This is a genomic window from Fimbriimonadaceae bacterium (assembly GCA_019638775.1).
Taxonomy (GTDB): Bacteria; Armatimonadota; Fimbriimonadia; order Fimbriimonadales; family Fimbriimonadaceae; genus JAHBTD01.
Window position 1 is genome coordinate 1 of sequence record JAHBTD010000002.1, and the last position, 22932, is coordinate 22932.

Genomic DNA, 22932 nt, shown 5'->3' on the forward strand with positions numbered 1-22932 from the left:
GCGGAGGGATGAAACCTCAAAGCGCGAATAAATTCGCGCACTCCCAAAAAGGATCGGTAGACTCCCGGCATGAAGATTCGTGCCGCCGTTCTTGAGGCTCCCCACCAACCGTTTCAAGTCCAAGAAGCGGACCTTTCCGAACCGAGGGAGGGGGAAGTTCTCATCAAGGTTGCGGCGGTTGGGGTTTGTCACAGCGATTGGCACCTGGTCGAAGGGGCGACGAACCACCCATTTCCGCTGGTCGCAGGACATGAGGGAGCGGGGACGGTGGTGGCTTTGGGTGGGGGTGGATCTCCGAACACTGGAGAAGCAGCACCGAACGCAAAATTGGCCATCGGCGATCTCGTTGCCCTCAACTGGGCAGCGAACTGCGGGTCATGCTTTTACTGCCTTAACGGACGTCCAAGCCTTTGCGACACCTATGTAGACGCGATTTGGGCTGGCACAATGATCGACGGGACCACACGGCTGAGCCGAAACGGTGAGCCGATCTACCACTACTCGGCGCTGGCATGCTTTGCCGAATACTGCGTTGTGCCAGTTTCGTGCTGCGTGAAGATGCCATCAGCCCTGAATCCAGAGATCGCGGCGGTGATCGGGTGCGCGGTCACTACCGGGGTCGGAAGCGTGCTGAATACGGCCCAGATGAAGCCCGAGTCGAGCGTGGTAGTGATCGGAGCAGGCGGGGTTGGTTTGAGCACGATCATGGGAGCAAAGGTAGCTGGGGCGAGCAAGATTATTGCGATTGATCCCTTGCAAAGCCGGCGTGATGCGGCGTTGCAGATGGGCGCGCATTTGGCGCTTGACTCTGGTGCCGATGTTGTCCAGCAAGTTAGGACGGCTACAGACGGCCGAGGCGCGGACTATGTTTTTGAAGCGGTGGGCAAGCCGGTTTTGCAGGAGTTGGCGTTGGAGCTTGCCCGTCCGGGTGGTGTGATCGTTTATAGCGGCTTGTCACCTTCGGGGTCGGCGACGAATATTCCGGGCGCGGTGCTGGTGCGGCAGGAGAAAACGGTGATGGGGTCTTACTACGGCACCTGTCATGCCGAGCGGGATTTCCCTTTGTATGCCGAGATGTTTGAGACGGGGCGGCTGCCGTTGGGGGATTTGGTGAGCCACCGGTATTCGCTCGACCAAATCAACGAGGCTTATGCGGATATGTTGAGCGGGAAGAGCGTGAGAGGCGTGATTGTTTTTTGAGGGAGGAATGATGAGTGATGAGTGATGAGTGATGAACGATGAAAGATGAAAGAGGTATGGAACTCCCCTCCTCATTAAGCCTTCGGCGTTAACGAGGAGGGGGATTCCATGAACCCCCCCTGCCCCTACCCATCACCCCGACTTCGTCGTGGAGACAAGGAGGGGGGCCGGAGACTACTTGCTCCCGACTTCTTTCACGATCGCGCCGGTTTCGAAGCCGTCGCCATCGACAACGGTCGCGATGGAGAACTTCTTATCCACTTCGATCACCTTGATCGTTCCGACCTTTGAGGTTCGTGTGCCGAGGATCGCGCCGGTTTCGGGGTCTTTGATCACGCGAACGATCTTGTGAACTTCGAAAGTGTCGCCCACGGAAACGCCCACTTCGGAACCCGCATTCAGGGTGACTTCCTTGGTTGGGGCATCAAAATCGGCGACCCGGCATGACCAAGCCGTTTTCTCAAGCTTCGCTAACACCTTTTCGACGGCTTGATCGATGGCTTTGGTTGTGGCTTCACCCAGCGGTGACTTCTCGAAGGACGCGAAGTCGGCGAAGGCGACTTTGCTGTTGCCATCGAACTTAAAGCTGGTCGAGCTGACCTTTCCAGCGGCTTCTTCACTGGCGAGCATCTCGCTCGTATCCACGTTGAAGATTCGCACGTTGATCGCCATCTTGGCTTGGGTGACGGCTCCGCCAACCCGGCCGATGCCGCCGATATTGACACCGCCTCCGGTGGAGCTGCGGCTCATTTCGAAGTCAGTAACTTTGCCGCGTACTAATGCCTGAGCCGGGATAATCTTGCCCTTCTGGCTTTGCCCCGTGTTCTCTTCTTTGATGGCTTGCTCTTTTTCGAGCGCCTCCATGGCTTCGCGCTCGAGCACGACAAAGCGTCCGGTATCCATCAGCTTTTTGATGAGCTTCTCTTGGATCGCGTTTTTGAACTCGATTGGAATCTGCCATTCGTTCCAGTATTCATGGCTGTTCCAGTCGAGCTGTGCGACGGCGATGCGCATTTTCAGCTTCTTCTCGGGTTTGGCTTGGTTGGCGTAACAAAGACCTACACCGAGTGTTGCGGCGAGCAAAAGCAATGAGATTCTTCGCATGGGTTTTCTCCTTCATGGACATTATGAGGGAAATCTCATGGCATCTGGTGTTCGGGAAGTGATGAAGGATGAAGGATGAGCGATGAGCGATGAAGGATGAACGATAAGCGATGAACGATGAAGGATGAAGGAGGGCGTAGGCGTTCGGGCGCTGGCATTCGGGCTGTTCAGGCGTTGGAGGTACCCGTTTGGACCAATTAGCCTTAGACGCGAACCACCCAAAATCGAACATCCAACACCCAATCACCTCTTCCCAAAAACAAAAGCCCCTTTCGCATCCGATCTGAGCGCGTCATCTGTCAGACTCTACTTTTAGAATGAAAGTCCTCGTGATCGGCTCTGGTCCCATCGTCATCGGGCAAGCCGCCGAATTCGACTACGCAGGAACGCAAGCCTGCAAATCCCTGAAAGAAGAGGGCCACGAGGTCGTCCTCATCAACTCCAATCCCGCCACGATCATGACCGATCCCGGCGTGGCAGACGCGCTCTACATCGAGCCGCTGACCCCCGAATTCTGCGAAAGGGTGATCGCCCGCGAAAAGCCGGACGCCCTGCTCCCAACCCTTGGCGGACAGACGGGCTTGAACCTCGCGACGCAGCTCGCTGATCTGGGCATTCTTGAGAAGTACAGCGTCAAACTCCTCGGTACGCCGTTGAGCGCGATCCGAAAGGCTGAGGACAGGGAAGAGTTTCGAGCTTTGATGCGGGAGATCAAAGAGCCCGTCCCCGAGAGCTTTATCATCGAAACGCCTGAGCAGCTCAAGGCGATTTTGGACACGCGCATCCCCGACGAGAACGGACGCCTGATCGACTTTCCCTATCCCCGAATCGTGCGCCCTGCGTATACCCTTGGGGGTACCGGAGGTGGCATCGCCCACACCCCGGAAGAGCTTTGGGAGATCGGGCAAAAGGGCTTGCAGCTTTCGATGCGCTCGCAGGTCATGATCGAGCGGTCGCTGCTCGGCTGGAAAGAGGTCGAGTATGAAGTGATGCGCGACAGCAAAGGCAACTGCATCACGATCTGCAACATGGAGAACTTCGACCCGATGGGCGTACACACGGGCGACTCCATCGTCATCGCTCCGAGTCAAACCCTGAGCGATCTGGAGTATCACATGCTCCGAACGGCCTCGCTGAAGATCATCAGCTCGCTGGGCATCGAGGGCGGATGCAACGTTCAGCTTGCGATCAATCCGGACAGTTTCGACTACTACGTCATCGAGGTCAACCCCCGCGTTTCTCGATCCTCTGCGCTGGCCTCCAAAGCCACTGGCTATCCGATTGCCCGTGTGGCGGCGAAGATTGCGGTTGGCAAAACGCTGGACGAGATTGAGAATCAGGTCACGAAGTCGACCAAAGCCTGCTTCGAGCCGGCATTGGACTACTGCGTCGTCAAGATTCCGCGCTGGCCGTTTGACAAATTCACCACCGGCGACCGTTCGCTCTTTACGCAGATGAAGGCTACCGGCGAAGTCATGGCGATTGACCGCACCTTTGAAGCCGCGTTCCTGAAGGCGATCCGGGGTCTGGAGGTGAAGCAGAAGGATCTGCGGCATGCGAAGTTTATGGGAATGGAGGACGCACCGCTTGCCCATGCCATCCAATTCCCGACCGACGAGCGCCTTTGGGCGATTGCTGAGGGCTTGCGGCGCGGTTGGGGCGTAGACGAGGTCAACCGACTGAGCAACGTCGATAAGTGGTTCTTGACGAAGATGCAAGGATTGCTGGACGTTGAGCAGCGGTTGGTGAAGGCAAGGGAAACGAATGGGCAGTCGGAACCGATAGAAAGCCTGGTCCGCGAGGCTTTCTTGATTGGATTCCCATCGCCGACGATTATGAGCCTCCTTGGAATACCGCCTGGACTTGGTTTGTCAAGCTTTGTAAATGATATGCCGACGGATCAGGAGTTTGAGACCGCACTTAAGGCTCACGCAGATTTCCCGAATCTATCAAGTGCTCAGCTAGAGGACTTTGTAAAGCGATTCTCAGACAAGGTTACTTATCATCCGTCGCCCTTCCTACAGTTTTTGAAATCGAACGAAATCTCTTTTAGCTCGGCTGAGTCCATCTTCTTATTTGAAAGCCTGAGAGCAGTTGAGCGCCTCAAGACCAAGCCCGTCTTCAAGATGGTCGATACATGTGCTGCCGAATTTGAATCCGCAACCCCTTACTACTACGGAACCTTCGAGCAGGATGACGACGCCACCCGCAACCTGACCGAGCTTGAGGACACGCGCAAGACCGTGCTTGTGCTCGGGTCCGGTCCGATCCGTATCGGACAGGGGATCGAGTTCGACTACTCGTGCGTCCACTGCGTGTGGGCGCTTGAGGAGATGGGCTATCGGGCGGTTATCGTGAACAACAACCCCGAAACCGTCTCCACCGACTTTGACACTGGCGACGGCCTTTACTTTGAGCCGGTGACGCTGGAAGACACGATGGACATCGTGCGACATGAGCAGCCGATTGGGGCGGTGGTGCAGTTTGGCGGACAGACAGCCATCAATCTCGCTCAAGGCTTGCACGACCAGGATGTTTCAATTCTTGGCACCAGTGCGGCAGCAATTGCGATGGCGGAAGATCGCGACCTTTTTGAAAAGCTGATGACCGAATTGGATATCGCCAAGCCGGCGGGCAGAGCGGTGCGCTCTTACGCTGATGCCGTCAAAGTCGCCCAAGAGGTGGGCTATCCGGTGTTGGTCCGCCCGAGTTTCGTCCTTGGTGGGCGGGCGATGGAGATCGTTTTCGACGAAGAGCAGCTAGAGCATTTCTATAGGGAAGCGGAGGATGCCAACCCCGGACAGCCGGTCTTGGTGGATAAGTACCTGCTGGGGATTGAGGCCGAAGTCGATGTCATCTCCGACGGCGTGGACACGCTGGTGCCGGGAATCATGGAGCATATCGAGCGCGCAGGCGTTCATAGCGGCGACTCGATGGCGGTCTATCCGGCGGTGCATCTGAGCGAGGAGATCCAGGCACAGATGGTGGTAAGCGCATGCAAGATTGCGCGGGCGTTGAAGATTAAGGGGTTGATGAATATTCAGTTCGTGATCGCGCCGGAGGGACCTCCACCCCCTACCCCTTCCACTCCATCGACTACTGTTTCGAGCGACGGAACCCCCACCCCCCACCGCCTCCCCCTCGCTCCTTCGTCACAGGGGGAGGGGAAGTTGCGGGCCTACGTTCTTGAGGTCAACCCTCGTGGATCGCGGACCGTGCCGTATATTTCCAAGGTGACGGGGATTCCGATGGTCGATCTGGCGACGCGGTGCATGATGGGCCAAACGCTCAAGGGAATGGGTTATGGAAGCGGTTTGTGGACTCTGGATGCAGGTGGAACCGTGGAAGGGATGTCGCCCAAGCCGCATGCAAAGGGCCGGATTATTCCTGAAAACGCCTTTATCAACGGGGAGCAAAATCTCATCCCAGAACCCTCACTCTACGCCATTAAAGCACCCGTTTTTAGCTTCCAAAAACTCGGCAAGGTAGAGCCAAGCCTTGGCCCAGAGATGAAGTCTACTGGTGAAATACTTGGAGTCGATAAGACTTACGAATCCGCTCTTTACAAAGCCCTCATCGCAAGCCACATTAACTTCAAGGCCAAGGGTTACGTTCTCCTCACGGTCCAAGACCCCGACAAGCCGGGGGCGATTGAGATTGCACGGAAGCTAGTGGCGAAAGGGTTTAAGATTGCTGCAACGGGGGGCACTCACGATGCGCTGTCGGAAGCCGGGATTGAGAGCCGGTGGGTGATGAAGATCAGCGAGGGTGAGCCGAACCTTTTGGACCTGATCCTGAAGGCAGATGTGAGCCTGATGATCAACACGCCATCGAACGACCGTCAGGCGGAAGAGGAGGCCGCGCGCATCCGTCGGGCGTGCATCGAAACGGGCGTGGCGTGCGTGACGAATATCGACACGGCGAATGCCCTGGTGCGGGCATTGGATGTGTTTGAGAACCCGATGAAGTCGAGCTGTGCGCGGTTGGAAGAGTATTTTCCGGTGTGAGAATCCGTTCCCTCCAGAACTGCTGTTCTGGAGAGTCCTAATGGGATAGTCAATAGGCCATCTTCTATCGAAAGTGTGGGAGATTCATTTGCTTTGGTGCTTTACGATGATTGCGTGGATGTGAATCAGCATGACGCCAATAATCGCAAGCATAATCCCAAAAAGAAGTGCACTCTCAACGATGCCTATAGCCGCGAAATCTCTTGAGCTCTCGCGAAAGTTGTCACCACTTGGCCTTCTGATTATTCCTGTAATTAAGGATATGAAGCTCATGTGCAGCATGAACCCAAAGATCGTTGCGGTTGAATAGAAGGACTGCGTCCGTTTGACACTGACTCTACAAGTATCTGGCAGCCTCTCCCTCGGATCACTCAATATGCCAATAGCCACAATTGTCAACAAGAGCAGCAAGCTTGGAAGGAAAGCATAGAGCAAAACTCCATAGCCAAGGTCCCCATGAAATGTCCATCGGAACAAATATGCAGCCAAGCTTAACGTCGTCGTCAAGACGGCGCACAGAACGACAGCGAGACCAACTACTAGGTAAGGCGAGGTTGCCATGGTTGAATGTATTTTACGACACAAAAAATCCTGGTAAAGCAGCGTTAAGGGAATCCACTCTTTGTTGCCTCCAGATGCGTCATCAGACGGCTTTATTGCAGTCAGTTGCAGGGATGATTTAGCCTCCAGACTGCGAGTCTGGAGGCAAATAATCTTCCGGATCTCCACCCCCTAACCCCCTCCTCATCAAGTCTCCGACGTTGACGAGGAGGGGGAATCAGTACCCTCCAGAACTGCCGTTCTGGAGGGTACTAAGTGGGATTGTTAGGATGCGAATGTACCCTCCATATTAACAAATATGGAGGGATCGTTAGACTATAGTTATGGTTCAGAACGCAGATTTCCGAAAGCTGACACCAGTTCGCTGATCGCCAAGAACTACCGAATCCCCATCGCGGAGCGGACTTCGGTCATGGTCTGGGAGGCGAATGCACGGGCTTTGTCAGCGCCGTCGTCCAGAATCTTCTCGACCGTGGGCAAATCCAGCAACGCCCGCCGCTCCCGAATCTCCATCAGCGACGCATTCACCGCTTCCGTACACTCGCGCTTGCACTGCACACACCCGCGCGCGCCTGATTCGCATTCGGCCCGCACCGTCGCCACGTTCTCCTTGTTGTAGACCGTGTGGAGGCTAAACACCGCACAGCCATCAGGGTGTCCAGGGTCGTCCTTGCGGATTTTGGTGGGGTCGGTGAAGGCGGTCTTGATCTTGTCAGCCGTTTCGTCGGCAGTGTCGGCGATGTTGATCGTGTTGCCGTAACTCTTGCTCATCTTACGGCCGTCGAGCCCAAGCATTGTCGGCACTTCGCCGATGATGTTTTTGAACTCGGGGAACACCTCGCTGTACAGATGGTTGAACGAGCGCCCGATCTCACGGGAGAGCTCCAGGTGCGGCGCTTGATCCAGCCCGACAGGAACGCCGTAAGGCTTGTAAAGCAAGATGTCGGCGGCCTGCAGAACGGGATATCCAAGGAGACCGTAGGCTTCGTTGTCGATCTGCAGATTCTCCTTTTTCTCTTTGTAAGTGGGTACCCGCTCCAGCTTGCCGAGGGAAGTGATCATGCTCAGCAGCAAAAACAGCTCTGCGTGTTCCTTCACGTGCGACTGGATAAAGACCACCGACTTGTCGGGGTCGATGCCTGCCGCAAGGTAGTCCATCGCGATCTGGCGAGCGTTGTCGCTGATCTCGGTGGGGTTCTTCGCCATTGTGGTGAGCGCATGCCAATCGACGACACAGCAGTAAAGGTTATAGTCATCCTGATGCTTCACCCAATTGCGCAAAGCCCCTTCAAGATTGCCTAAGTGCAGCTTCGCTTGCGTTGGCTGCATTCCGCTGAGTAGTCGTTGTTTTTCCATTTTGTGTTCCTTCGATAATCAGGTACGGACATCCCAAGTCGGGCTCACCACAGGCCGATGAGGGATATTCCCAGCCCTGGCAAGAGTTATGCCTTGCCGCGTGGGCTGGTGGACAAATTTACCATCCCATTAAGATGCCGCGTAGGAATTGCGTTGGACCGTCGAGAATCATCCCCAGAATGTCGGGGCCACCGTTGTTGCGAAAAGCTTGAAGGACAAGGATCAGAACGATCAGTCCGATCATTCCTATGCCTTGGTTGAACTTGTACCAATAGAACCTCTGCTTCTCGGGCAGCAACTGACCAACAAGCCAGTGACCATCGAGAGGGCCGATGGGGATGAGGTTAAACATGGCGAGCCGGAGATTGATGACAACTCCGAGGAAGAATATCCAACCCAGCAGGCTCAGATTGTCGACGCCCGAGACCAGCAAATCCGGCGCTGCGATGGCCGTGACACGGTAGAGGATGCCGTAAGCAATCGCTTGCATGACGTTGCTAAGCGGTCCGGCGGCTACGGTCATAAAAGTGTCCCAACGCGGATTGTTCATCTTTGAAGGGTTGATCGGTGCAGGACGTCCCCAGCCAAGGCCATAACCTGACCACGCGGTCATGATCATCATGATCGTGCCCATCGGTTCGAAGTGCTTGGTGAGGTTGAGCGTCACGCGTCCATAAAGGCGCGGTGTGGGGTCGCCGGCAAGATCAGCGATTTTGCAGTGGGCGTATTCGTGGATACCGACCCCAAGAAAGAGGACGATGATCGCGGCGATGACCTGCATCGGATCCATTGCTTAAAGGTCCCCCGGAACGCTTTCTCTGGCGAGTATTTGGCTGTAAGTTTCGGGAGCTTGCGCGCGGAAGAGGCTTCCATCGGGCCGCAGAAGCAGCGTTTCCGGGCGCGGATAGCGGTTATAGTTGCTCGCCATGGAACTGTTATACGCCCCTGTACTCAGTATTTGCAGAGAATCCCCAGGACGAACGTCGGCGGGCAGGGCTATATCCTCAAACAGCGTGTCGGTTTCACAGTGCCTTCCTGCAACGGTGAATATCTCCATCTGCGGGCTCAGTTTGCGCCCGAACCCGCGTGCGATCACCTCATATTCCGCGCCGTACATTGCGGGGCGGGGATTGTCGGCAAGGCCGCCATCGACGATGAGATAGGTGCGCTGGCCTCCGCCGGGAAGGGGCACGGTTTTGCGGACGCCAACCCTGTAGAGTGTGACTCCGGAATCGGAGATGAGCGCGCGCCCTGGCTCCTGCATCAGGGTGGGCTCCAGGCCCGAATCGCCAAGCCCTTCCTTCACTGCTTTAGAGATGAGCATGCAGTAATCCTCGATGGGCATGGGGGACTCGGCCTTGGTCTGCACGCCCAATCCTCCGCCGACGTTGATTACTTCTGTCCTGAACCCGTGCTTGTTCAGCATCTCCACGGCGAACTCGGCGAGGGTGCGCCCGCCTGCTTCTTGGGCTTCGGGGTCGATGAGCTGGCTGCCGACGTGACAGTGGAAGCCGATCACGGGAAGTTTAGATTCCAGACACTTCAGGAGCGCCTTTTCAGCTGAGCCGTCGGCGATGTTGAAGCCGAACTTGGTGTCTTCCTGCCCAGTCGAAATCTTCTTGTGGGTTTTGGGATCGACGCCGGGGGCAAGCCGCAAGACAAGCGGAGGCTTCTCACTCTTGAAGCTGTGAAGAAGGTCGATCTCTTCAAAATTGTCGACGACAATCTGACCGACCTCGGATTCGATAGCGAAGCTAAGCTCTTCTTCCGACTTGTTGTTGCCGTGGAAGTGGCAATCTTCGGCAAACACTCCGGCTTGGAGGGCGGCCATAAGCTCACCCTTGCTGGCTATGTCGATCTTGCAGCCTTCGTCGTCGGCTATGGCAAGCACCACGAGTGTGCTGTTGGCTTTGGAGGCGTAGGCGAGCTCTGTTTTGGGGTAGGAAGCCTTCAGCGCGGCTTTGTAGCGGCGGATGCGCTCGCGAAGATGGGGCTCGCTGAGCACGTACAGCGGTGTGCCGCGTTCACACAGGATTTCGGACACAGCTTCATCGCCCAGAATGAGGCGCTCTTGGGGTGGGCTTATGTCCTTCATGGAGCCCCAATTATGCGCATAGCAGGTTCAAAAGGGAATAGGACCTGCCACTTACAGCGTCTCTGTCACCTTTTGGATGTGTCGAGGATCGTCGGGGTTAAGGCCCCTTGCCCGTGCCGCGAGGAGGGCGATGGCCTGACCAAAAACGATCTCTTGGATGGGGCGAAGGCATTCGGGGGCGTCATCGACTGGAGCTTCGAGGATGTGAGCGCCTTGGGCGGCCAAGGCTTCCTTGTGTCCGTCGAAACTGATAACGGCGCTGCCATGACCGGCGAGGGCTTTGGGGCCGTGCTCAAAGTCGGCAGAGGAGTAGCTCTTGCAGGCGATAAGGGCACACTCCATAAGCTTTAGAGCTGTCTCTTGAGCTGTGCAAAAACCATACCCTCGTGCTAAGGAGAAAACGGGATTTGAGCGGACGACGATTCCGCTTTCTTCGGCGGCCTGCTCGAACATGGCATCGACAAAGTAGTCGGTGGGGAGGTGCGTCATCGGGTCGGGCAGGTTTGCGCCCAACGCCCGTACGAGCTGATACAGGGCGAGCAAGGAAGCTGAGTAAGTCTTCGTCGCGGCGACCGACTTCTCGGGGCCGGTATCCATCAGGAGCGAGAACTCGGCGGCTTGGGTGATGCGGGAATTTTCGGTGTTGGTGATTCCAAGTGTGGTGTGGCCCGCTTCTCTACACGAGGCAAGGACCTCAGCGACATCTGGCGCGGCTCCGCTTTGGGAGATACCTATGGCGAGGCAGTTGGGATACTTGACGTGGGTGCCGTAGCGGGTGAGGACGGATGGAGCGGCGAGACTAACGGGAATGCCGAGATGGATCTCAAACAGGTAACGCGCATAAAGCGCTGCGTTGTCGGATGACCCTCGGGCGACGAGGACTGCCATATCGAATCGGCGATTGGATAGTCGATGATGAAGTTCCTCAAAATAGCGCTGACCGTTTGTTGTGAGTACGAACGGCTGTTCCAGTATCTCCTTTTCCATCCATTGTCCGAGCATGGTGGAGAGATTACCGTTTCGAGGCTAAACTGTCGCTTGAAGCACAGACTATGAGCCACCACACCTTCCGACAAGACCCAGAGCTTCCGAATACCGCCCGACCGATCGTGTTCTTGGGCGGGGGTGGGATCGTGCGGCATGGGCACATCCCGGCCTACCGGATGATGGGATTGCCGATGTATGGGGTTTATGACGTCGTGCCTGAGACAGCCCAGGATTTGGCGCGGGATTTTGAACTGCCGAACGTCTATTCCAGCTTGGAAGAGGCCTTGTCGAACCCCCCGGAGAATGTTATTTGGGATGTGGCGGTTCCGGCGGCTTCTTTGCCAGAGATTCTTTCTGCGTTGCCCGAGGGTGCGGCGGTGCTGATTCAAAAACCGTTCGGCGAAGTATTGGAGCAGGCTCGTGCTTTGCGTCAGATCTGCCGCGATAAGAACTTCGTTGCGGCGGTGAATTTCCAACTACGATGGTCGCCGAATGTTATGGTGGCGCGGGACATCATTGAGCAGGGGCTGATCGGGGATGTCCTGGATTTTGAAGTTTATGTGAACGTCAACATGCCTTGGCACTTGTGGGAATGGCTAAAAGCCGCGCCGAGAATGGAGATCCTTTACCATTCCATCCACTATGTCGATCTGGTGCGATCATTCCTTGGCGATCCGAAAGGGATGTATGCGAAGACGGTGAAACACCCCAACTCGCCCGATCTGCATTCGTCACGATCGTCGATCATTTTCGACTATGGCGACTGGGTTCGCGCTGTCATCAACACCTATCACGGGCACGATTACGGCCCACGACATCAGCAGAGCTTCTTCAAAATTGAGGGCACAAAGGGCGTTATTCGAGGGCAGCTCGGACTGAATTTGGACTACCCTAACGGGCGTCCCGATGAGCTGGAATACTGCTTGCAAGGATCGACAAAGTGGGTTCCCGTGCCGCTGATCGGAAGCTGGATCCCTTATGCTTTTCGTGGGACGATGGCCGCTTTGCAATGCCATCTTGAGGACCGGACGAAGCCCCTACCGACTCACTTTGAGGATGCGTATCGGACCATGGCGGTGGTTGAGGCGGCGTACATTTCCAGTGAGAGTGGGGCGGTTGGGGTGCCTGACTAGGGGCGTTGGCAGGTTGTCGGCAGGTAGTTGGCAGGTAGTCGGCAGGTGGTTGGTAGCGCTTTTTCTAAAGCGATCAATTTTCCGATTGTTGCAAAACAATCCTCTCCCATGATCTGATCCTGCGTAGAAGGCAGCATTCTCTTGGAGAGGTTTATTTATGTTTACAGCCCTTATCGCATTTTCGTCAATCGCCGTTGGTCAGACGGCCGCTGCGGTTCCGAACGACATGGACTTTTGGGTGGGGAATTGGGAGTGCACAGGCAAGTCGCGCACCGCTCCCGGCAAGGACGAATGGACCGATACGAAGTCCACAAACGTGATCAAAAAGACTTTGGGTGGCAAGGTGATTGAGGAGAACTTTTCCATGCAGGGGTTCAATGGCAGGTCTTGGTCGGTGTGGTCAGCACAGAAGAAGAAGTGGAGTCAGACCTGGGTTGATGATTCGGGTGGATATTTGCTCTTTGAGGGTGGAAAGGTTGGGGATACGGTAGTGCTGCAGCAGACGAATGTGATCCGGGCTGGCGTTTCTATGCGGATGGTCTTTTCGGAGATCAAGAAAGAGAGCTTTACATGGTCTTGGCAGATGTCGAAGGATGAGGGGAAGAGCTGGGAAGATCAGTGGGTGTTGAAGTATAAGAGGCGTTAAGCGTTAGGCGTTAGGCGTTAGGCGTTAGGCGTGAGGTCCTATAGGACGTATATGACCTATAAGTCCTATGTGTCCTATCTGTCCTATAAGTCCTATCATCACTCTGCATGCGGGGGCTTGACCTCTACTCCATCCACCGACCCCCACAGCCTCCCAGCGGGAGGCTGAAGCATCTCCAGCGTGATGTCGTCGGGGTCGAGGAAGTACACCGTATACCCGCCCTTGTTGATCCCGGCTTCGATGGCGACGGGTTCTGGAGCTCGGAACCTCACGCCCATCTCTTTCATGCGGGCGTAGTCGGCGAAGATGTCGTCGGTGACGAAGGCAAGGTGGGGCGCGCCGGGGCGGTTGGTGCTGACGTCGGTGGGTTCGCCGCGCGGGTGGACGTATTCCACCAGCTCCAGATGGTGGTTGGAGGGTCCGACGAACGCGCTCGGAATGCGCAGCATGGCGACCTTGAGATTGGCACCCTCGTAGCCTACGAGTTTAGCGGTGTACTCGTTGTGCTGGATTTGATAGTTCATTACTTCTAATCCAAGTACTTCGGTGTAGAACTTGATCGAACGGTCGATATCCGCGATCGTGAAGCTTGTGTGCCAGATTCCGTTAAATGCCATGTCTTTCCTTTTGTTTCTCGCAGAGACGCAGAGTACGCAGAGTTCTCATTTCACACTATTGCTTTCGATCTAAGGCTGCTCGCATCTCTAATGTGAATCTTAATCTCGTAGAGACGCAGAGTTCTCATTCCATACTATTACTTTCGATCCAAGCTTGCCTGCATCTCTAAAGTGAATCCTTCCTCGCAGAGGCGCTGAGTACGCAGAGTTTGATGCGCGGGACTCATTCTGAGCGCTAATCCTCCACATTGTTTGCGACTCTCCTAATGCCATCTTTGATGAGATCAACGTTGAAGTTGATCAACAATCCCAGGCTGATGTTCGTTAGCCTCAGATAGGTTAGCAATGTCTTGTATGCAACCGGCGGCACTAAGTCCAAGGACTTGATTTCGACAATGATTATGTCGTTTACAATCAGATCGGCTCTGAATCCGACAGCAAGCTTAGTTCCCTCATAGATAACGGGGATAGGTCGCTGACGCTTGACTTTGAGCCCACGAGAGGCAAGCTCATGCTCCAAAGCTGCTTCGTAGACAGATTCCAGCAACCCAGGGCCTAATGCAGTGTGCACTTTGAAGGCCGCATCGACGATGATGCCCGAGAGTTCGTTGATATGCACCCGTGCCATGGACTCCTCTCCGTTTTTCTCAGCGTCCTCTGCGCCTCTGCGCCTCTGCGCCTCTGCGTGAGACAGGATCCGAGCCTACCGCATCAAAAAACCGCCGTCGACCACATATGTCTGCCCGGTGATGTAGCTCGCTTCGTCGCTGGCGAGGAAGACCGCCAGGTTCGCCACCTCGTCAGCCGAACCGATCCGGCGCAGGGGTGTTGCCGAAAGGACGGGCTCCAAAGTCTCTTTCGGAGACACCCCCCGCAGCTCGGCCCTTTGCTGTGCGATGGACTGGGTAAGCGGCGTCTCGATCACTCCCGGCGCGATGGCGTTGACGCGGATTCCGAGCGGCCCGAGGCACAGCGCGGTCGAGCGTGTGATGCTGATGAGAGCCGCCTTGCTCGCGCCGTAGTCGATCTGCTCCAGCTTGGGCAGCATCCCGGAGATAGAGGCCATGTTGAGGATCACCCCATACCCGCGCGGGATCATCCGTTTGGAGGCAGCCTGGGTTAGGAAGAAGGGCGCGTGGACGTTGACGTCGAAAACGGCACGCCAGGTCTCTTCATCGATGTCCATCATCGCTCGCGTTGGGCAAACGCCCGCGCAGTTGACGAGAATGTCCACTTCGCCGAGGTCGGTTTCGGCCCGGTGAATGACGGCGTCGAGGCTGTGGATGTTGGCAAGATCACAGCCCATGTCGATGGCTTTGACGTCGTAGCTGGCGGCCTCTTTCAGGCTATCTTCGAGCCGTTCTTCGCTAAGGTCAACTGCGAGGACGTTGGCTCCGGCTTTTGCGAAGGCGATGAGGATTGCGCGTCCGATACCCTGGGCCGCACCGGTGACGATTGCGTTTTTGCCGGAGAGTCTGTTCATGGCTTTTTCTGGTTTCTCGCAAGGCGCTAAGACGCAAAGGGGGACTTGGTCATTGTGAACAATGACCCTCCAGGGGAAGGACACGTAAGTCGTTGAGAGGTCTCGACGCGACGATAAATCGTCGCGTTTGAAAGCGCGAATAAATTCGCGCACTCCCAAAAGGATTGTAAGGTCACAACACCCTCCGTACCGTCTCGACAATCCGTTCTACAGACGGGAGGACCTGATCTTCCAACCCCTTGTTGAACGGGATTGGAACGTCTTTTCCGGTGATGCGCAAGATGGGAGCGTCGAGATCGTCAAACAGCTTCTCCTGAATCTGCGCGGCAAGGTCAGCTCCAACGCCCAAGCGTCCATGAGCCTCGTGCGCGATCACCGCCCGATGCGTCTTGCGGATGGACGCGGCAATCGTTTCGAAGTCCAAGGGGTTCAGCGTGCGCAGGTCGATGACTTCCGCGTCTACGCCCTCTTTCGCCAAAGCCTCCGCCGCTTCCAGGCAAAGCTGGAGCGTGTACGAATAGCTAATGAGGGAGACTTGCGAGCCCTCCCGGACCACAGCCGCCTTGCCCAAAGGCACCACATGCTCTCCGGCTGGAACCTCGCCCTTCATGGTGTAGAGCTGCTTGTGCTCGATGAAGACGACTGGATTGTCGTCGCGGATGGCGGCGGCGAGGAGGCCCTTGGCGTCGGCAGGGGTGCTTGGGGCAACGACCTTCAGCCCCGGCACATGCAGGAAAAGCGCTTCCAGCATCTGCGAGTGCTGAGCCGCCGCACCCTTGTATCCGCCCCCTTGGGTACGGATGACGAGCGGAACCTTGGCATGGCCTCCGGTCATATAGCGGGTCTTGGCGATCTGGTTCAGGATCTGATCCATCGCCACCAGACTGAAGTCGATAAACATCAGCTCGGCGATGGGACGCTTTCCGGTCAGGGCCAAGCCCAGCGACATTCCGATAAACCCGCTCTCCGAGATCGGCGTGTCCCAGACCCGCTTCTCGCCGAACTTGTCCAGCAGGCCTTCGGTGACGCGGAACATGCCGCCGTAGTGGGCGACGTCTTCGCCGAGGAGGATCACGTTCGGGTCGCGCTCCATCTCTTGAGCGATCGCGGCGTTGATCGCCTGCACCATCGTGAGCGTCTGCGTCTTATCGGCAGCCTTGCTCATGCGAAAACGTCCTCCTTCCAAGATTCGACGGTGAGCTCTGGGCTTGCCAGCGCGGCTTTGTAGGCAGCCTGCACCTCAGCCAGAGCATCGGCAGAAAGGGATTCCAGCTCCTTCGCCGTGCAGACTTTGCGAGCCGTCAGCTCCTTCGCAAACCGCAGGATCGGCGACTTGGCCTCCCACTCGGCGACCTCCTTTTTGGTACGGTAGGATTCCGAGTCGGCTTGGTAGTGGCCCGATGTGCGATAGGTCATCGCTTCGATGAAGGTCGGGCCCTGGCCCTTTCGCGCCCTTTCGGCGGAGAGCCAGACGGCGTCGTAAACCGCGAGGGCATCGTTGCCGTCGATGCGCAGCGCGTGGATGCCGTAGCCCGCGACGCGGTCGGAGACCTGCGTGATCGCCGAGCTTCGGCTGAGCGGCGTCATCTCGGCGTAAAGGTTATTCTCGCAAAGGAAGATGACGGGGAGTTTCCAGAGTCCCGCCATGTTCAGGGCTTCATGGACGGCGCCCTGGTTGATCGTCCCATCCCCAAAGACCGTCATCGCCAAGCGTCCGTTGCCGTCGATCTTGGCCGACATCGCGGCCCCCACCGCCGTCGGCACGCCCCCGCCGACGATGCCGTTTGCGCCAAGCAGTCCGTGGTCCAGGTCGGTCAGGTGCATCTTTCCACCCTTGCCCCGGCCCAAGCCCGACTCCCGGCCAAGAATCTCGGCGAGCACGCGGGTGAGGTCGCAGCCCTTCGCCAGCACATAGCCGTGCCCTCGGTAGGTGCAGGTGAGATAGTCGTCGGGGCGCAGGGCCGCGCAGGCGGCGGCAGGCAGGGCCTCCTGCCCAGTGGCAAGGTGGAGCGAGCCACGCAGGTCGCCGCTTTGCGATGCGGCGGTGAGCTGCTCCTCAACGTGCCGCATCAGCATCATCTGCCGATAGATGGCTTTGAGCGCCGCCGAATCGAGCTGGTCTGAAGGTCTATTTTCAACCTTGGCGATGGGTTTTGATGACATTAGATTTTGAGCCTAAGAAGGGATCAGATTACCTTCCGCGAGCCTTGGAACGGTTGGGCGGGCGCTATCGTTGTCTTTGCAAAAGAGTGAATCCCAAAGGATTTGCCGAGCGTACGCATTTTTTGAACATTCGACACGTCCAATACACAAACGCTTAGTATGAGAATATTAGTACTTGGGTGAAGGAATTCGGCGTTATCGGTCTCGTAGACTAAGGATAGAGCTTAGGCAGTTGAGAACAATGAGGGCAAGCCGATCTATCCATACCGTGTTGGCGCTCTTCGGAGCGTTTCTTCTTGCGCCTTCGATCCTAGTGGCTCAAGACCGCACGATCATCACCAAAACCACACCCGTGTTCGAGGGGGCTCGCGGATCGGGCATCGTCCCATTCGCTTTAACGGTGAGGAACAACGGCGCCGATACACAGGCGCGGATTGTCGTGCCTGTTACGGGCGGCACTATTGAGTACCCTTTCTCGCTTCCTTCAGGAAGTGAAAAGCGTGTGGTCTTCTTTTCGGAGGGTTACGGCGGATATGGATACAGCGATGCTCCAACGCTAAGGACAGATCGCTCTTCGATCAAACTCAAAATGCCCGAGGACAGCTACAGCCGGTCCGAGAACATCATTGGAATGATCAGCGATGTCTCGGGCTTGCTCGGGTTCTTAAGCACACCGACCAAAGAGGAACAGAACTCCGGATACCTTGGAATCCAACCCGCCTATGTGTCGCCCAAAGATGCACCCGACCGGTTCGGAGCTTACGAATTCTTGACTTCTTTGGTGCTGGGAGAAGGCTGCGAGCGGTTGAGCGACGATCAGGTTGAAGCGATTCAGCGGTGGACGTTGGCAGGCGGCGCTTTGATCATCTCGACGGGCGCCAATACAGCGTTGCTGCACGACCCGCGATGGCAATCCATTCTCCCGCTCTTGAATCCTCGTCCTATCACGATTCCGAGGATGGACGCTATCAAGAGCTACGCGGGCGGGCAGGCTCCGTCGGGAGCTATCACGATTGTTACGGGGGATGTTGCACCGGACACCGTCTCCATCAAGCAGGGGGATAAGCCGGTCATCCTGACAAGAAGATTTGGACTCGGTGCGGTGACTCTATTTGCATTCGACGCCTTTGCGGGTCCGATGGAGACGTTCGAGGGCAGGCGACGGTTGTTTACGCGCTACTCACGCATTAGTGAGGAATCGGTTATCCAGCAGATTATTAGCCGCAATGCTTACTTGGCAGGCTCGAATCCTTATGAAAGGTTTTCCGTTTATAGTGGGCCAGCGGGTCCTTCAAGCGGCTCCAGCTTTCCTACCGTCTCGAACGAAAATCCCTTTAAAGTAGAGACTCCCCCGGCTGAACGGATCATTTGGATTCTTGTCGCGTATTTTGCCGTGGTTGTGCCCCTCAACTTTACCGCCCTCCGGCTTATGAAGCGGGGAGAGTGGGCTTGGCTCTCTGCGCCATTGATCAGCATTGGCTTTGCCATCGTGTTCTTTCAGTTCGCTTCTGGACTCTACAGTTCAGAGATGGCGACCAATACTGGAGGAACGCTGATTGTCGATTCCAAGAGTCCGCATTCTGTTTTTATCGGATCGTCTCAGATGTTCTTCCCGCGCGGGGGCGGTTACGACCTCGGTTTGAAAAATGTGGAGTATGTTCGCAGCGATCTTGAGGATTATGGCTATTACTACTATGGCGGCGATGGTCTGGCGCAGTCGATTGAGGCGATGAGGCCGGTTGACGTTGGAGAGGTGATCTCCAAGAATATGCGCTGCAACAACCTCGCGTTTTATCAAGTCTCCTATGCCCAAAACTTCGAACAGCGGTGCATTCTGCGCATCAAGCCCGTGGCAGGGGAAAAGTTCACGGCAAAGGGCGGCCAGGTTCAACTTACAAACGATTCGCCGTATGAACTTGCCGATGTTACTGTGAGCTACAGTCAGTGGTCTTCACGAATCCCTCTGGGAACGATCGGGCCCGGAGAGACGGCTACGGTTGTCTTGACAACCTCCGAATACGAGATTCCGACCACGCTCTCGCGGGATGCTTGGGTTGTACAGGGCGCAGTCTCAAAAGGGCTCCGCCCTGGCCCACAGGTCGGGAAAGAGTCGAACGCCAGAGGTATCCGGCTCTTTGCGATCCCTATTGTTGAGGGGGTGAAGGTTCCTTGAAGTGGTGGCGTGAGCTTGTTGTTGAAAACCCGATGACGGTCGAGACGAAGCGTTTTCGGAATCGATTCTTTACGCCCGGCCGGATGAGTACGTTCAACACCCTCGTTCTCATCATCGGTGCGATAGGATTCTTTATTCTCACCCTCATTAGCTTGACGATTCCGGGTTTTGGCGCGGAGATGATCGTCTATTCAGAGTTGTTCATTTTGAGCTTGCTCATCCCCGCCATGACCCACGGCGCAGTCGCCGCAGAGCGAGAAAAGGGGACTTGGGATGTTTTGATGACCGCCCCCGTCAGCAGAGCCCAGGTGATCATGGGCAAATTTATTGGGGCGGCCTATGGCATTCTCCTCGTTTGGATTCTGCTCTGGATACCGACTTTGCTTGCCTATGTGACCAGCGTTTACGGGTCAAATAGTTACACTTCGTACATGCCAGAAGCGATCAGCTTTTGGGCTTTGGCGCTCGGAAAGCTGGATGTTCTTCTTTATGGGCTTGCGCTGGCGGCTTTCTGTATTCTCATCTCGGCGCGAAGCAGGCGAGCTTTTGGCGCGTTCTTTATCGCCTTTGGGATCATCTTTTTTGTTCTCGTCGTGTTCCCTAGCATGATAAGCAGCGTTTCAATGAGCAGCATGCGAGGCGTGTTCCTCGGGATCGGGATGGCATGGCACCCGTTTTTTGCGTTGATGCACGTGTTCTCTGTGGGTCGCAATATCAATTACTACAACTACGATCCTTACGACGATTACTCTGGCGCGTCTGGGGAGGACCTCACCCAGACCTTCATGCTGGTCGCTCCCGCTTTCTTCTCTATCTTCTTTACCATTGTCTTCCTTATCTGGGCTTCCCACACTATTCGTTTCCTAGATTTTGAAACCCGATTCCTCCCAAGGTCTAAAGATGCTCCAAGTCAATAATTTGCACAAAACGTACGGCAAACTGACAGCCGTAAATAATCTCAGCTTCAGTCTGAAGCCGGGAGATATCTTCGGGTTTATTGGGTCGAACGGAGCGGGGAAGACGACCACGATTCGGATGATTTCGACGTTGCTTGAGCCAAGTTCGGGGACGGCTTCGATCAATGGATACGACATCAGCAAAGATGTGATGGACGTTCGTCGGCAGATCGGTTATATGCCCGACTTCTTTGGACTTTACGACGACGTCAAGGTGTGGGAGTATCTCGATTTCTTTGCGACGATCTATCGCGTGCCCGCCAATCGCCGTCAAACCATCATTCGCGATGTTTTGGAGTTGACCGACCTCACGGTTAAGTACGACGCAATGGTTCAAACCCTGTCTCGTGGTATGCAGCAGCGGCTTTGCTTGGCGAGGTGTTTGGTTCACGATCCGGCCCTGCTGCTGCTGGATGAACCCGCATCGGGTCTGGACCCTCGGGCTCGCGCTGAATTGAGAGAGCTGATTTTGGAACTCGGGCGGATGGGGAAGATCGTGGTTGTGTCTTCGCATATCCTCCCTGAGCTTGCTGACTTTTGCAACTCTGTGGGCATCATTGAGCGCGGCAACATGGTCGCCTTCGGGCCGGTTGCCGATATCGTGCGGCAAATTCAGCCTGTACGCGTGATCGAAGTTCGTGTGCTATCAGAGCAGAGCACAGCCGTCGATTTTATTGGCGCAAATGCTTCAGTGAAGGATGTGATCGTCACTGATCGGGCGATCCGGGTGGAGTTTGAGGGCGACCTTGAAGCCCAGGCTCAACTGCTCGAAGAGATGATTAAGCGTGGACACAAGGTCGTCGATTTTCGAGAAACCCAAGCAAATCTTGAGGATGTGTTCTTGAAACTCACAACGGGGGCGGTGCAGTAGGATGGCGTTCAATCCGGTCGCTTCGATTCAGAACTGGGCACGAGCCTATGTTGGGAATGCGACATCGGTGCGTGACTACCGTTCGCAGCTTCGCGGCAATCGGGCGATATGGCTGTGGTCGAGCTATCTGATTATCCTGATTATTATTACTTCGACCGTTTATTCGACCAACGTTTCGGGCAGCAGCTCTATTGTCGAAATCCAGGCGGAGCTTCGCACGTTTTATCAGGTGCTAATGGGGCTGTTGGGTGGACTGGTTTGCCTCATCGCCCCGGCTATGACGGCGACTTCGGTAGTCGCCGAGCGTCAGCGCAAGTCTCTTGATCTCGTGTTTTCTGCGCCAGTCGAAACAAGCTACTACTTGATGGGCAAGATGCTCAGCTGTTTTCGTTACACGTGGATTCTGCTCATTCTCTCGCTCCCGGTCGTGTCGGTGGCGATCGTTATGGGCGGCGCTTCTTGGGGCGACGTTCTTGCCTCGTTCGCGATGCTCTCGATGATCGGTTTGGTTTTCTCGGCGATTGGGCTGTTGATCTCGACGCTGAGCACCAACATGGTCTCCGCGATCATCTACTCCTATGTTGCGGTTGCTGCGTACAACGGGCTGACGGGGATATTTTATAGCGCGACAGCGTTTACGCCGTTCCGCAGTACGACACAAGAGGCCTCTTTCACTGGTGGCATGAACCCGTTTACGGTGGGTGTAGCCGCACCAACGCATACAGTTTTGTTTGGAAGCGAAGTTCCGAACTGGATCATCGCCTCAGTTTTGTGCCTGCTGATCACGAAGACCCTTGTGATGGCGGCGGCCTCGATCATGAGCCATTTCAAGTCTCGCGACACGGTCATCTTCCGTTCGTGGTCGCTTGGATTTACAGCTCTGTTCTTCGCAATTGTCATCGGTGCGGTTGATATGAGTGTTATAGGCGGCTCTCCTACCACCGTATACATTCCCGGAATCATCATTGGCTACATCTACGCGATCTCTTCCTTCTTTCAAATGCCGCATCTCATGTCTTATGGAAGCGATGCGGACAGGCGATACTGGTTCGATGGCGACTTTAAGATCAAGGCAGCGTTTTTAGGTACTCCTGCGGGAGCGTTGCCCTTTATGCTGATGCAGTGGCTCGCGATGATTGCGGGCACCATAGCCGGCCTTTACTTCTTTCAGTCAACTTTGCCGAGCCCGTTCTTCTGGTTGGTTGCTTTCTGGTGCTTGGGCTTCAACTATCTTTGGTGGTGCGTCGGTCGCTGGACCTCCGAACTCGCGAATAACCTGCGTTCGGCGCGAATAGGCGTCTTCATGTCCATTTTAGTTGTAGTCGTCCTGCCGATTCCCATGCTTTCTATTCTGCAGATGAACTCATACAGAGGCGACTATGCGCTTTGGGTACTGTACGTTATGTATCCGATTATGACGACCACAGAGATGGCCTATGCGGGAGGTTATGCGGTTGTCATGGGCGCCATAGGAACTGTTTTGTACTCAATTGCTGTTTCTCGCCGTAAGCTAAAGAGAACGAATGTAATACAGACTCCACCATCGACGCCTCCGTCGATTGGATTCGAGGTGTAAGAAG

At 55.8% G+C, this 22932-nt stretch carries 19 protein-coding genes; 8 read left to right on the top strand and 11 right to left on the bottom strand.

Annotated elements, in window-relative coordinates; all coding sequences use genetic code 11:
• The first annotated feature begins 69 nt into the window (after positions 1-69).
• A complete protein-coding gene (locus KF784_06250; GenBank protein MBX3118647.1) occupies positions 70-1200 on the top strand; it encodes a Zn-dependent alcohol dehydrogenase in 1131 nt (376 codons plus the stop codon).
• 174 nt (positions 1201-1374) lie between these two features.
• Here the strand turns inward: KF784_06250 and KF784_06255 are convergent, their stop codons facing one another.
• Entirely contained in the window at positions 1375-2304 is a 930-nt protein-coding gene (locus KF784_06255; GenBank protein MBX3118648.1) for a hypothetical protein, read from the bottom strand.
• Between the two features lie 317 nt (positions 2305-2621).
• Here KF784_06255 and carB point away from each other — a divergent pair, with 317 nt between their 5' ends.
• A complete protein-coding gene (gene carB, locus KF784_06260) occupies positions 2622-6311 on the top strand; it encodes a carbamoyl-phosphate synthase large subunit (GenBank protein ID MBX3118649.1) in 3690 nt (1229 codons plus the stop codon).
• A gap of 84 nt (positions 6312-6395) precedes the next feature.
• On the opposite strand, the gene KF784_06265 is transcribed toward carB, so the two are convergent.
• The 5 genes from KF784_06265 to KF784_06285 all read right to left on the bottom strand — a co-directional run bounded on the left by KF784_06265 (position 6396) and on the right by KF784_06285 (position 11325).
• Entirely contained in the window at positions 6396-7040 is a 645-nt protein-coding gene (locus KF784_06265; GenBank protein ID MBX3118650.1) for a hypothetical protein, read from the bottom strand.
• Positions 7041-7250: 210 nt separating this feature from the next.
• Positions 7251-8228, bottom strand: coding sequence for a tryptophan--tRNA ligase (gene trpS / locus KF784_06270; GenBank protein ID MBX3118651.1), 978 nt, complete (start codon positions 8226-8228; stop codon positions 7251-7253).
• A 118-nt stretch (positions 8229-8346) separates the two neighbouring features.
• Positions 8347-9018 carry a site-2 protease family protein gene (locus KF784_06275; protein MBX3118652.1) on the bottom strand — a complete coding sequence of 224 codons (672 nt, stop codon included), beginning with the start codon at positions 9016-9018 and terminating at the stop codon, positions 8347-8349.
• A 3-nt stretch (positions 9019-9021) separates the two neighbouring features.
• Positions 9022-10323: a diaminopimelate decarboxylase gene (gene lysA, locus KF784_06280; protein ID MBX3118653.1), complete on the bottom strand. Its 1302-nt coding sequence runs from the start codon at positions 10321-10323 to the stop codon at positions 9022-9024.
• A 51-nt stretch (positions 10324-10374) separates the two neighbouring features.
• A complete protein-coding gene (locus tag KF784_06285) occupies positions 10375-11325 on the bottom strand; it encodes an SIS domain-containing protein (GenBank protein ID MBX3118654.1) in 951 nt (316 codons plus the stop codon).
• A gap of 50 nt (positions 11326-11375) precedes the next feature.
• Here KF784_06285 and KF784_06290 point away from each other — a divergent pair, with 50 nt between their 5' ends.
• Positions 11376-12443, top strand: a complete 1068-nt coding sequence (locus KF784_06290) for a Gfo/Idh/MocA family oxidoreductase (GenBank protein MBX3118655.1) — start codon at positions 11376-11378, stop codon at positions 12441-12443.
• A gap of 157 nt (positions 12444-12600) precedes the next feature.
• A complete protein-coding gene (locus KF784_06295) occupies positions 12601-13089 on the top strand; it encodes a hypothetical protein (protein MBX3118656.1) in 489 nt (162 codons plus the stop codon).
• Between the two features lie 98 nt (positions 13090-13187).
• Here KF784_06295 and KF784_06300 read toward each other — a convergent pair whose 3' ends face one another.
• The 5 genes from KF784_06300 to KF784_06320 all read right to left on the bottom strand — a co-directional run bounded on the left by KF784_06300 (position 13188) and on the right by KF784_06320 (position 17352).
• On the bottom strand, positions 13188-13706 hold the full coding sequence (locus KF784_06300) for a VOC family protein (GenBank protein ID MBX3118657.1): 519 nt from the start codon (positions 13704-13706) through the stop codon (positions 13188-13190).
• Positions 13707-13941: 235 nt separating this feature from the next.
• Entirely contained in the window at positions 13942-14325 is a 384-nt protein-coding gene (locus KF784_06305) for a GxxExxY protein (protein MBX3118658.1), read from the bottom strand.
• Positions 14326-14409: 84 nt separating this feature from the next.
• Positions 14410-15189, bottom strand: coding sequence for an SDR family oxidoreductase (locus tag KF784_06310; GenBank protein MBX3118659.1), 780 nt, complete (start codon positions 15187-15189; stop codon positions 14410-14412).
• 172 nt (positions 15190-15361) lie between these two features.
• Entirely contained in the window at positions 15362-16354 is a 993-nt protein-coding gene (locus KF784_06315) for an alpha-ketoacid dehydrogenase subunit beta (protein ID MBX3118660.1), read from the bottom strand.
• Positions 16351-17352 (bottom strand): thiamine pyrophosphate-dependent dehydrogenase E1 component subunit alpha, encoded by a 1002-nt coding sequence (locus tag KF784_06320; GenBank protein ID MBX3118661.1) that lies wholly within the window; start codon positions 17350-17352, stop codon positions 16351-16353. The genes KF784_06315 and KF784_06320 overlap by 4 nt, the downstream gene beginning before the upstream one ends.
• Positions 17353-17593: 241 nt before the next feature.
• Here KF784_06320 and KF784_06325 point away from each other — a divergent pair, with 241 nt between their 5' ends.
• The 4 genes from KF784_06325 to KF784_06340 are packed head-to-tail and all read left to right on the top strand — an operon-like array spanning position 17594 to position 22928.
• Positions 17594-19525, top strand: coding sequence for a hypothetical protein (locus tag KF784_06325; protein MBX3118662.1), 1932 nt, complete (start codon positions 17594-17596; stop codon positions 19523-19525).
• Positions 19522-20442, top strand: a complete 921-nt coding sequence (locus KF784_06330; protein MBX3118663.1) for an ABC transporter permease — start codon at positions 19522-19524, stop codon at positions 20440-20442. The genes KF784_06325 and KF784_06330 overlap by 4 nt, the downstream gene beginning before the upstream one ends.
• Entirely contained in the window at positions 20426-21352 is a 927-nt protein-coding gene (locus tag KF784_06335) for an ABC transporter ATP-binding protein (protein ID MBX3118664.1), read from the top strand. The genes KF784_06330 and KF784_06335 overlap by 17 nt, the downstream gene beginning before the upstream one ends.
• Before the next feature lies 1 nt (position 21353).
• The gene (locus KF784_06340; GenBank protein MBX3118665.1) at positions 21354-22928 is read left to right on the top strand and encodes an ABC transporter permease; all 1575 of its coding nucleotides are present in this window, start codon (positions 21354-21356) and stop codon (positions 22926-22928) included.
• Positions 22929-22932 lie beyond the last annotated feature (4 nt).

What these genes read in the sequence shown, in the direction of transcription:
- KF784_06295 (MBX3118656.1), top strand. Translation starts at nt 12,601, where the DNA reads ATGTTTACAGCCCTTATCGCATTTTCGTCAATCGCCGTTGGTCAGACG.
- KF784_06340 (MBX3118665.1), top strand. Translation starts at nt 21,354, where the DNA reads ATGGCGTTCAATCCGGTCGCTTCGATTCAGAACTGGGCACGAGCCTAT.
- KF784_06285 (MBX3118654.1), bottom strand. Translation starts at nt 11,325, where the DNA reads ATGCTCGGACAATGGATGGAAAAGGAGATACTGGAACAGCCGTTCGTA.
- KF784_06335 (MBX3118664.1), top strand. Translation starts at nt 20,426, where the DNA reads ATGCTCCAAGTCAATAATTTGCACAAAACGTACGGCAAACTGACAGCC.
- KF784_06325 (MBX3118662.1), top strand. Translation starts at nt 17,594, where the DNA reads ATGAGGGCAAGCCGATCTATCCATACCGTGTTGGCGCTCTTCGGAGCG.
- KF784_06275 (MBX3118652.1), bottom strand. Translation starts at nt 9,018, where the DNA reads ATGGATCCGATGCAGGTCATCGCCGCGATCATCGTCCTCTTTCTTGGG.
- KF784_06255 (MBX3118648.1), bottom strand. Translation starts at nt 2,304, where the DNA reads ATGCGAAGAATCTCATTGCTTTTGCTCGCCGCAACACTCGGTGTAGGT.
- KF784_06290 (MBX3118655.1), top strand. Translation starts at nt 11,376, where the DNA reads ATGAGCCACCACACCTTCCGACAAGACCCAGAGCTTCCGAATACCGCC.
- carB (MBX3118649.1), top strand. Translation starts at nt 2,622, where the DNA reads ATGAAAGTCCTCGTGATCGGCTCTGGTCCCATCGTCATCGGGCAAGCC.
- KF784_06315 (MBX3118660.1), bottom strand. Translation starts at nt 16,354, where the DNA reads ATGAGCAAGGCTGCCGATAAGACGCAGACGCTCACGATGGTGCAGGCG.
- KF784_06250 (MBX3118647.1), top strand. Translation starts at nt 70, where the DNA reads ATGAAGATTCGTGCCGCCGTTCTTGAGGCTCCCCACCAACCGTTTCAA.
- KF784_06300 (MBX3118657.1), bottom strand. Translation starts at nt 13,706, where the DNA reads ATGGCATTTAACGGAATCTGGCACACAAGCTTCACGATCGCGGATATC.
- lysA (MBX3118653.1), bottom strand. Translation starts at nt 10,323, where the DNA reads ATGAAGGACATAAGCCCACCCCAAGAGCGCCTCATTCTGGGCGATGAA.
- KF784_06310 (MBX3118659.1), bottom strand. Translation starts at nt 15,189, where the DNA reads ATGAACAGACTCTCCGGCAAAAACGCAATCGTCACCGGTGCGGCCCAG.
- trpS (MBX3118651.1), bottom strand. Translation starts at nt 8,228, where the DNA reads ATGGAAAAACAACGACTACTCAGCGGAATGCAGCCAACGCAAGCGAAG.
- KF784_06320 (MBX3118661.1), bottom strand. Translation starts at nt 17,352, where the DNA reads ATGTCATCAAAACCCATCGCCAAGGTTGAAAATAGACCTTCAGACCAG.